This is a genomic window from Fibrobacter sp. UWR4 (genome assembly GCF_003149045.1).
Taxonomy (GTDB): Bacteria; Fibrobacterota; Fibrobacteria; order Fibrobacterales; family Fibrobacteraceae; genus Fibrobacter.
The window spans coordinates 38,362-47,031 of sequence record NZ_QGDU01000029.1 but is presented as its reverse complement, the minus strand read 5'-3'; the positions used below and the strand labels follow the sequence as shown (position 1 = coordinate 47,031).

The window sequence follows — 8,670 nt, the reverse complement described above, 5'->3', positions numbered from 1 at the left end:
AAGCATGCGAGAGCGATTGCGGGAGCAGTATTGCGGCCCACCGGTTCCAGGAGGAACTTGCTGCCCTTCTTGCCTTCGGCTTCCAGCTGGTCCTTTGCCAGGAAGAACTGGTCAGCGTTGGAAACGATAAACTGGCAATCACAAACCGCGGAATTGGTCACCACAGTCTTGCGGAACAGGGACTGTCCGTCAAAAAGCGGAGCGAACTGCTTGGGCATCAGGGAACGGCTCACAGGCCAAAGGCGAGTACCGTTACCACCACAGAGAATTAAGTTAATCATGTATTACCAACCGCGAGCATTAACCTGGTTAATGTTATTAACAAAGGAAGATGCATTGTTGAGAAGGTCAACATTAGGCTTGATCAAAGTCAGGAGACGGTTCCAGGTAGCAAGGCCAGAAGCATCTACATATACAATGTCATGAGCGTTTAAGTCAAAACGATTCGCCATAGCAAGTGCCATAGCGTTCTTTGCATCCAGGTGATAGATATCCACCTGCTTTTCGCCGGAGTTACGGAGAACATAAATGGCGCTGGAGGCTGCATACAGAGCCTGGAGGCCTCCAGCAGAAGCCAGAGCTTCAACTAGAGAGAGGGAACCATGGTTCAGATTCACGACACCGACGCGTCCCACTTCGCCAAGAACAAAAACCTTGTCATCCTTCTGGGTTTCAGAAAGGGCCGGAATGAACAGCTGGTCATCCGGCTGAAGGACAATGCGGTCCAGGGGAAGATTGTTACTGAAGGCATCCATGTAGTTGATGTTGTATACCTTATTGCCACGGCGGAGCTGGATGCCGGACGGATCGGCAAGTTCGGAGAAACCACCTGCAGCAGCCACTGCCAGAGGCAAGGTCATGGCGGCTTCAGTGAAAGAAATGGAGCCCGGCTTATTAACGGCGCCGGTCACCGTAGCGCGAAGACTGTTGTAGCCAGTCACGCGAACGTCCACCTGCGGATCATTGAGGATCTTGTTGGAAAGTCGAGTGGTAATTTCCTTGCGAAGTTCCTGGGCGGTAAGGCCTGCCACCTGGATTTCACCAGCATAAGGATAGAACAGAGTACCATCGGTAGTCACCTTCTGACCAGCCGGCTGGTACTGCCCCATAGGGGAAGTCAGTTCCGGATGTTCCCAGACAACCACCTGAACCATGTCCAGAGGACCGATACGGTATTCCAGGGAGGGAAGGGAATCCACGATCAGTTCCTTCAGATCGCCAAAGTCTTCTGTCTGGTTTTCTGCACTTGCAGCAGTAGCACCAAATTCACCCTTGTCAATGGAATGAATACGAACGGTCAGTCCGTTATATTCCGAGGAGTCATCGGGCACATTCATACGCATCTGAGGGGCTAATGCGCAACCATTCACGAGAAGGGCTACAGCACCACAAATAAAAACACTCAAACGTTTCATATTCACCTTTTATGGATTACGCTTTTTGTTCACTTTGTTTAATCTTTTCAACCCAGTAGGGAGTCAGCTTCGAAATAAAGTTCCATGCCAGGACAAAGGCGCTTTCCGGGCGACGGTACGGGTCAGGTACGTCCACCTTCTGCGGTTCTCCATAACGGAAAACCTTGCCTTCCAGGAAAGGATACTTCGAAATGAGTTCCTGCTTGTGGCCATTTTCCATAGTCAAAACCAAGTCAGCCCACTTCAGGAGGTCCATGTTAATCTGGCGTGCGCGGTGAGCACTCATGTCGACCCCATGTTCCAGAGCAATCTTCTGGCTGGTTTCATGGGCAGGATGATCCACCAGAGCGCCGAGACCAGCACTCATCACGTTAAAATCAGGACCGAGTTCCTTTTTCAGGAGGTACTCACCTGTGGGACTACGGCAAATGTTGCCGGTACAAATTACAAGAATATTTTTCATTGTGCTAAATGTAACATTTTCTTACGTTTCAAAGAAGCTATCTTTAAGCTATGACCGAAAAAAACGCCGTTGTTTTAAAAGATTTTTTACAAACAAGAGATTCCGGGGAAGTTCCTTCCTCTGAAGAACTGCTGGAATCCTTCCTCGGATGGGCAGAAGCAAAAGGCACAAGCCTTTACCCCGCCCAGGAAGAAGCCATCCTGGAACTTTTAGACGGCAAAAATGTTATCCTGAACACCCCCACTGGTTCCGGCAAGTCCCTAGTGGCTTTAGCCCTCCATTTCGATAGCCTCGCCCACGGACGCCGCAGCGTGTATACCTGCCCCATCAAGGCTCTGGTGAACGAAAAATGGATGGCTTTGTGTAAGGAATTCGGTCCAGAAAACGTAGGTCTTTCTACAGGCGACGCAACCGTCAATCGCGACGCACCTATTATCTGCTGTACCGCAGAAATCCTAGCCAATATGGCCCTCTGCGAAGGGGAACAGTCTACCATTTCCGATGTAGTCATGGACGAATTCCATTATTACTCCGACAAGGAACGCGGTGTAGCCTGGCAGGTCCCCCTGCTTACCATGCCCAACACTCGATTCCTTCTCATGAGCGCAACGGTAGGCGCCACGGAATTTTTTGAGAAGGAAATGACAAAGCACACGGGCAAGGAATCCGTTACCGTACGATCCACCCAGCGTCCCGTGCCCCTTGATTTTACCTATTCCGAACAGGAACTTTCCAACACGGTCCAGCGACTGGTTAACGAGGGAAAAGCCCCCGTTTATGTGGTGCATTTTACCCAGGCTGCAGCAGCCAGCAACGCCCAGAATTTCATGAGTCTTGACCTATGCAGCAAGGAAGAAAAACAAGCGATTAACGAAGCCATCAAGGAAGTACGTTTCAGCAGCCCTTATGGTCCCGATGTAAAGCGCTGGCTGAAGCAGGGTATTGGCATTCATCATGCAGGTCTCCTGCCCAAATACAGAATCCTTTGCGAAAAGCTGGCACAGAAGGGTCTTCTTAAAGTCATCTGCGGAACAGACACGCTAGGCGTTGGCGTGAACGTGCCTATCCGTACGGTGCTTTTCACCCAGCTTTGCAAGTACAGCGGTGACAAGACTGCCATCCTTACGGCACGAGACTTCCACCAGATCGCAGGACGTGCTGGACGTAAGGGTTTTGACGACGTGGGATTTGTCGTGGCGCAAGCCCCCGAGCACGTCATCGAGAACTTGAAGCTGGAAGCAAAAACGAAGCAGACCGGCAAGAAGTTCCAGAAGAAAAAACCTCCTGAACACGGTTACGTTCCTTTTGACAAGAGTACATACGAGCGCTTGATTCAGGCGGCACCAGAACCGCTGACATCCAGTTTCCAAGTATCCCATGGAATGCTATTGAACATCCTGAGCAGACCTACGGATGGATGCAGAGCCATGCGCAACCTACTGAAGGACTGTCACGAAACCGCTGCCAGCAAGAGAAAACTGGAAAAGAGATCCTTCCAGCTGTTCCGTTCCCTGGTGGAAGGCCATATTATTGAATTCGTCCCTCAGGTAGCCCCTGGCTATAGCAAGCTCCGTGTGAACATGGACCTGCAGGATGACTTCTCCATGAACCAGCCCCTGTCCCTCTACCTGCTGGACACCCTCCCCCGTCTGGATAGGGAAAGTCCCGAGTACGCCCTGGATGTAATCACCCTCTGCGAAAGCATTGTGGAAAATCCCGAAGCAATTCTACGTATCCAGCAGAACAAGGCCCGCAACGCCCGCATGGACGAACTGAAGGCTCAGGGGATGGAATTCAACCAGCGTGTGGAAGAAGTGGAGAAGGTGGAGTATCCCAAGCCCCTCCGGGATTTCATCTACGACACTTACAATAGTTTTGCAGAAACCCACCCGTGGGTAGACGTGAATGTGGAGCCCAAGTCCATCGTTCGCGAAATGTTCGAGAACTTCACCACCTTTAGCGGATACATCAAGCAGTACGGCCTCCAGCGCATGGAAGCCATCTTGTTACGTCATCTGAACTACGTCTATAAAGTTCTCCAGCAGACCGTTCCCGAAAGCTACAAGAACGAGGAACTTCACGAGATGGAAGACTATCTGGGCGACATGATTCGTCGTACGGACTCCAGCCTGCTGGAAGAATGGGAAAAGATGGCCCATCCGGAAGATTACCAGAAACGTATGGACGCCGCTGGCGCCACCGAACTGGAAACCGCCTTCGGCGCTGAAAAGGCGGCTGCAGACATTACCTACGACAAGAAACGTTTTGTCAAGATGGTTCGCCAGCGCATTTTCCAGCTTATGAGCGCCCTGCAGAAGCAGGCTTACGGCGACGTCCTGGACTTATTGGCAGACGACCTGGCAGAAGGCCAGATGCTTGTGGATGGAAACGGAAAGCCCTGGACTGAAAATGGCCTGATGGAAATCATGGCAGGCTACATCGCAGAACACCACAACTTCCGTATGGATGTGGAAGGGCGTTCCATGCAGCATAGCATTATTACCTACGAAGGTAACAAGATGCTGATCCAGCAAATGCTTCAGGACGAAGAAGATTTCAACGACTGGAGTATCGATTTTGAAATCGACCTGGATGAATGCAAGGAAGCGGGAATGCCCCTGATCAAGATGTTGAGAATAGGCGAAGCTTAAATCACGGGCTTATTTAGCCTGCGTCATATTAAAGCAGAGGATTGTTATTGGCTTCAGTGTCAACAGAACCGAAGTCAATTTCGTCGTCTACAGACTCCTTGATGGCAAGGCCACTATTGAAAATCAACAGCAGAACGGAAACTACCGTGGATACAATGGCCGGAACAAAAGCCATTCCATCACTACCTGCAGCCGTTTCAGCAACGATTCCCGCCACAGAAGCAATCAGGATCACGACAATCTTTTTGGAATTCTTGTAAGGGCTGAAAAGGGTGAAAAGCAAGGTCAGCACGCCACACAGAATCGTTCCCGCCAGGAACATCACGGCAAAGACGGAATAGACGGTGTTGCCGCCATCAGAAATTGCGGTTGCCTTGCCGCTGATATTAGCAAAGACCACTGCAAGCATGGCGATGAGCATCAGCACCATGGTAATGCGGGCGCCCCAATGGGATTGGGATACTTCTTCAGAATCGGCGGATTCGTCAAAGGGATTCATGCGATCATCTTCAATAACGATGGCATCGCCAAAGGGATTGATTGCCGGAGAAGGCTTTGCTGCCTTTACGATAGACGCTTCCAATTTCGGCTCATTCAGATTCTGGAGATCAATTCTCGGAGTCCTGACTCTCGAAACGACAGGTTTCGCACTCTTTGCATCCTTGTCTGCAGAGGGACGAGGTGCACTCTGAAAAGGCATCTTTGTCGGCGCAACAAGGAACAGCAAAGCATTGCAGCTCTTGCAAAAGCGTGCGCCATCATCATTCTTTTCACCACAATGGGAACAGTACATATAGTCTCCGAATCTGATCCATCCAAATTTTGCCAATCACACCGGAGCCAAATTTAGAAACTTTGTCTAGATATCCCGAACGCAACGAACGGAAAAAGCGTCACTTCTGTAGGAATAATCGCAACTGACCTGCCCTCCGCGGCAGCAAAGGCACCGATATTTGGCATATTCGCGACCTTCCGAGTCGGATGTCCAGAAATAGGCATGACGATTTGCGTCATGGAAGTAACCCATGCTGTAGCGGCCACCCGCAGGAACCGCCGCAAAACCCGAGGAATCCGTCCCCATGGAGACGCCATACTTTTCTTCCCAGAAAGAAGATGCCTTCAAGGCGTTTCCAGGGAGTTCGTCCCCCATAGAGGCAAGATAATCACATAGAACGCCCCATTCCTCGTCCGAAGGAAGATGCCAACCTTCCGGAGCAACTTTCAGGGCGGCATCCCAAGTGTAGAGACGTCCATACCGATCCACATTGGATTCCACTTCGCCATAGACAAAGCTATCCTTATCATCGTCAGCCACACCGCCAACGGATACGTAACGAAGGTTTTCGGCCATCCACATTTGATTTCCAATCCTTACGGTACAGTAAATTTCCCCATCACGATCATCTACCAAGGTCCCGTATTCGAATTTCGTGGCGTTCTTCATGAGGTAAGAACCTAACTCGCTATCTTTTACATTTCTTGTACTAGAACAATCATCCGTAAGCATATAGAACCGTCAATCTTTACAATTTTTGTAATTTTTCAAATCTTTGCAGATTTATTCGCTTCTATGGTTGCAAAAGCCGTGCCAAGCCCCGAAAAGAGCTTGTTAAAAACTCACTTTTTTGCAGATCCTTGCGGTTTTTTCTAAATTTAAGGTATGACTGCAGAAGAACTTTACAATCGTCTTAAGACTATCCAGCCCGGCGCTGTCCTTTGCACCTATTCCATGGAAAAAGTGGAACAGATGCTTCCCATCATCAACGAAATCAACGAACTGAAGAAGGAGCGCGACGCCGTGATTCTCGCCCACAGTTACGTTGCCCCGGAAATCATCCTGGGCGTTGCCGACTACGATGGCGACTCCTTCAAGCTGAGTCAGGACGCCACCAAGGTGGAAGCAAAGACCATCGTGTTCTCCGCAGTCCGTTTCATGGGCGAAACCGCAAAGATTCTGAACCCCACCAAGGACGTTCTGATTCCGGGTCCTCTTACCGGTTGTAGTCTGGCCGACTCCATTACCGGAGCCGAAGTCCGCGCCCTCCGCGAAAAGTATCCCGACCACACTTTCGTCTGCTACATCAACACCACCGCCGACGTGAAGGCAAACTGCGACGTCTGCGTCACCAGCTCCAACGTGATGAAGATCGTAAGCAGTCTGGAAAACGACAAGATCGTGTTCGTCCCCGATGGCCTCATGGGCCAGAACCTCATCGAAGAAATGAAGCGCAAGGGAATCAAGAAGGAAATCGTGCTCCACAGCGGTTGCTGCTACGTGCATGAAACCTACGATTCCGAACTGATCAACTTCTTCCGCAGCCAGAACCCGGGCCTGAAGGTGGTGAGCCACCCCGAATGCCACCCGGGCGTCGCCCTCCTCAGCGATTACGTGGGCAGCACCGGCCAGATGGTCACCTACATCAAGGACCAGCCCGAAGGCACCCCGTTCCTGCTCCTCACCGAATGCGGTCTCAATGCCCGTATGCAGTACGAATTCCCCAACAAGCGCTTCATCGGTAGCTGCAGCATGTGCAAGTACATGAAGTCCAACTCCCTGGAAAACATCCTGGAAACCCTGCGCCATCCGGAAGCAGCCCAGCATGTGGAACTGGACGAAGCCACCCGCGTCGCCGCCAAGAAGTGCATCGACGCCATGTTCTATTACGCAGCTAAGTAGAGATTAGAGACGAGGTCGCCCCTACGGGGCTTGAGGTGCGAGGTCGAGCCTTCGGCTCTTTGAGGCATGGGGCGAGATGCATATTCCGGTTTTTCTGCGTTAGGTATTTCATGAAGAAGACGATGCTCATTTTCTGTCTACTGATTGCGGGACTGTTTACCACACAGGCCCTTGCCGAAAATTATTGGCCAAAGTCCTATTTCGTACAAGCAGGCGTCAACGGCGGCTACAGCAACGGTGACTTGAACGAGAGAGCTCTCTCCCTGGAAGACACAACCGGCGAAATGATGAAAGTCTATCCGCCGGACATCGGCTTCCTGATTTCTCCGGAAATCGTTGCCGGCGTGAACATGCGTTTCTTCTCCCTGTCCATTCTTTTCCAGTACACCACCCGATCAACGGATATGGTAGACTTTGATGACGACAAAGAAACGGACATGACTTTCTGGCGTTTCGGTTTTGAATTCGTCTACAACATCAACTGGCCGGAAGACTTCCAGGTCGGTCTGGGATTAGGCTATTCCTTTTCCACTCTGAAAGCGAGCAGTTCATCCTTCATAGACGACGAAGCCTACAACACGGAATACATGGGACTTGGGGTAAACTTCATCCTCAACGCCCACTATTACTTTACCGAGCACATCGCGATTGTTCCGTCCGTGAAAATTTACGAGAACTGGTTCAAGAACATCTACACCAAGGCTTCAGAGCTTTGTGACGCAGATCCTTACCTGTGGCAGACCTTCTTTACTGCAGGTCTCTCAATCCAATATCAATTCTAAGGATTTTCATTCATGAAATTTCTCAAGGGTATTTCCGCTTTAATTCTTCTGCTTGCGCCTACCCTTTGGGCCGCACCTAAGCCCGTAACATTCTTTGGACAAGCCGGTTTTGGACTTCTTGTTTCCAAAGGCGATATGAACGATTACGTTCTGAAAGTTGAAGACGGCAACGGAGTCAAGGGAAATCTCCATCCCGCTACGCTATCCGTTTTGGGCAGCACTGATTTTTCTCTTGGGGTAAACATCAAGGAACTGTCCCTAGCCTTGAATTTTCAGCACTGGACTTCGGAACAGAACATGACTGCCTATCCTGACCAAACCATGGAAAGAGATACCCGCATCATGCGTCTAGGTCTTGAATTCACGTACAATATTTTCTGGCCGGAATTCTTTCAGGCAGGAATCGGAGCAGGCATATCCTTAGTCAATATCAAGACCGACGAGAACCTGTTCTATGGTGCGGACATGTATGACACTGACTTTACCGGTCTTGGATTCGGATTCATCGCCAACATCCACTACTTCATTACAGACCACATTGCCATGGTCCCGTCCCTGAAATTTTACCAGAACTGTTTCTTTACCGTAGACGCAGATCGCATTGAAAACGACGCCATGAACCACAACTTATGGCAAACGATGATTCTGGTTTCTTTAGCCTTGCGGTATCAATTCTAACAAG

Annotated in this window: 9 protein-coding genes; 4 read left to right on the top strand and 5 right to left on the bottom strand. The window is 50.3% G+C overall.

From position 1 onward, the window contains the following. From BGX12_RS11835 to BGX12_RS11825, 3 genes are all read right to left on the bottom strand, one after another. On the bottom strand, positions 1-281 hold a 281-nt coding region (locus BGX12_RS11835; protein ID WP_255416878.1), incomplete at its 3' end, for a sugar phosphate nucleotidyltransferase. Positions 282-284: 3 nt separating this feature from the next. Continuing rightward, a complete protein-coding gene (locus tag BGX12_RS11830; RefSeq protein ID WP_109736266.1) occupies positions 285-1,415 on the bottom strand; it encodes a polysaccharide biosynthesis/export family protein in 1,131 nt (376 codons plus the stop codon). Between the two features lie 16 nt (positions 1,416-1,431). After that, positions 1,432-1,878: a low molecular weight protein-tyrosine-phosphatase gene (locus BGX12_RS11825; RefSeq protein ID WP_109736265.1), complete on the bottom strand. Its 447-nt coding sequence runs from the start codon at positions 1,876-1,878 to the stop codon at positions 1,432-1,434. Between the two features lie 50 nt (positions 1,879-1,928). On the opposite strand from BGX12_RS11825, the gene BGX12_RS11820 reads away from it, so the two are divergent. Beyond that, the gene (locus tag BGX12_RS11820) at positions 1,929-4,529 is read left to right on the top strand and encodes an RNA helicase (protein ID WP_109736264.1); all 2,601 of its coding nucleotides are present in this window, start codon (positions 1,929-1,931) and stop codon (positions 4,527-4,529) included. A 28-nt stretch (positions 4,530-4,557) separates the two neighbouring features. Here the strand turns inward: BGX12_RS11820 and BGX12_RS11815 are convergent, their stop codons facing one another. Together BGX12_RS11815 and BGX12_RS11810 are read right to left on the bottom strand one after the other, a co-directional pair. Further along, on the bottom strand, positions 4,558-5,322 hold the full coding sequence (locus tag BGX12_RS11815; RefSeq protein WP_109736263.1) for a zinc ribbon domain-containing protein: 765 nt from the start codon (positions 5,320-5,322) through the stop codon (positions 4,558-4,560). A gap of 66 nt (positions 5,323-5,388) precedes the next feature. Beyond that, complete coding sequence (locus tag BGX12_RS11810; protein ID WP_109736262.1) at positions 5,389-6,036, bottom strand: FISUMP domain-containing protein; 648 nt, start codon at positions 6,034-6,036, stop codon at positions 5,389-5,391. A gap of 153 nt (positions 6,037-6,189) precedes the next feature. On the opposite strand from BGX12_RS11810, the gene nadA reads away from it, so the two are divergent. The 3 genes from nadA to BGX12_RS11795 all read left to right on the top strand — a co-directional run bounded on the left by nadA (position 6,190) and on the right by BGX12_RS11795 (position 8,666). Next, positions 6,190-7,206 (top strand): quinolinate synthase NadA, encoded by a 1,017-nt coding sequence (nadA, locus tag BGX12_RS11805; protein WP_109736261.1) that lies wholly within the window; start codon positions 6,190-6,192, stop codon positions 7,204-7,206. Between the two features lie 110 nt (positions 7,207-7,316). After that, positions 7,317-7,988 (top strand): outer membrane beta-barrel protein, encoded by a 672-nt coding sequence (locus tag BGX12_RS11800; protein WP_109736260.1) that lies wholly within the window; start codon positions 7,317-7,319, stop codon positions 7,986-7,988. Positions 7,989-8,000: 12 nt separating this feature from the next. Then, positions 8,001-8,666: a hypothetical protein gene (locus BGX12_RS11795; RefSeq protein ID WP_109736259.1), complete on the top strand. Its 666-nt coding sequence runs from the start codon at positions 8,001-8,003 to the stop codon at positions 8,664-8,666. Positions 8,667-8,670: the final 4 nt, after the last annotated feature.

Bases quoted from the DNA above. Each gene is read 5' to 3' on its own strand.
- BGX12_RS11810 (WP_109736262.1), bottom strand. From the start codon at position 6,036: ATGCTTACGGATGATTGTTCTAGTACAAGAAATGTAAAAGATAGCGAG.
- nadA (WP_109736261.1), top strand. From the start codon at position 6,190: ATGACTGCAGAAGAACTTTACAATCGTCTTAAGACTATCCAGCCCGGC.
- BGX12_RS11815 (WP_109736263.1), bottom strand. From the start codon at position 5,322: ATGTACTGTTCCCATTGTGGTGAAAAGAATGATGATGGCGCACGCTTT.
- BGX12_RS11830 (WP_109736266.1), bottom strand. From the start codon at position 1,415: ATGAAACGTTTGAGTGTTTTTATTTGTGGTGCTGTAGCCCTTCTCGTG.
- BGX12_RS11795 (WP_109736259.1), top strand. From the start codon at position 8,001: ATGAAATTTCTCAAGGGTATTTCCGCTTTAATTCTTCTGCTTGCGCCT.
- BGX12_RS11800 (WP_109736260.1), top strand. From the start codon at position 7,317: ATGAAGAAGACGATGCTCATTTTCTGTCTACTGATTGCGGGACTGTTT.
- BGX12_RS11825 (WP_109736265.1), bottom strand. From the start codon at position 1,878: ATGAAAAATATTCTTGTAATTTGTACCGGCAACATTTGCCGTAGTCCC.
- BGX12_RS11820 (WP_109736264.1), top strand. From the start codon at position 1,929: ATGACCGAAAAAAACGCCGTTGTTTTAAAAGATTTTTTACAAACAAGA.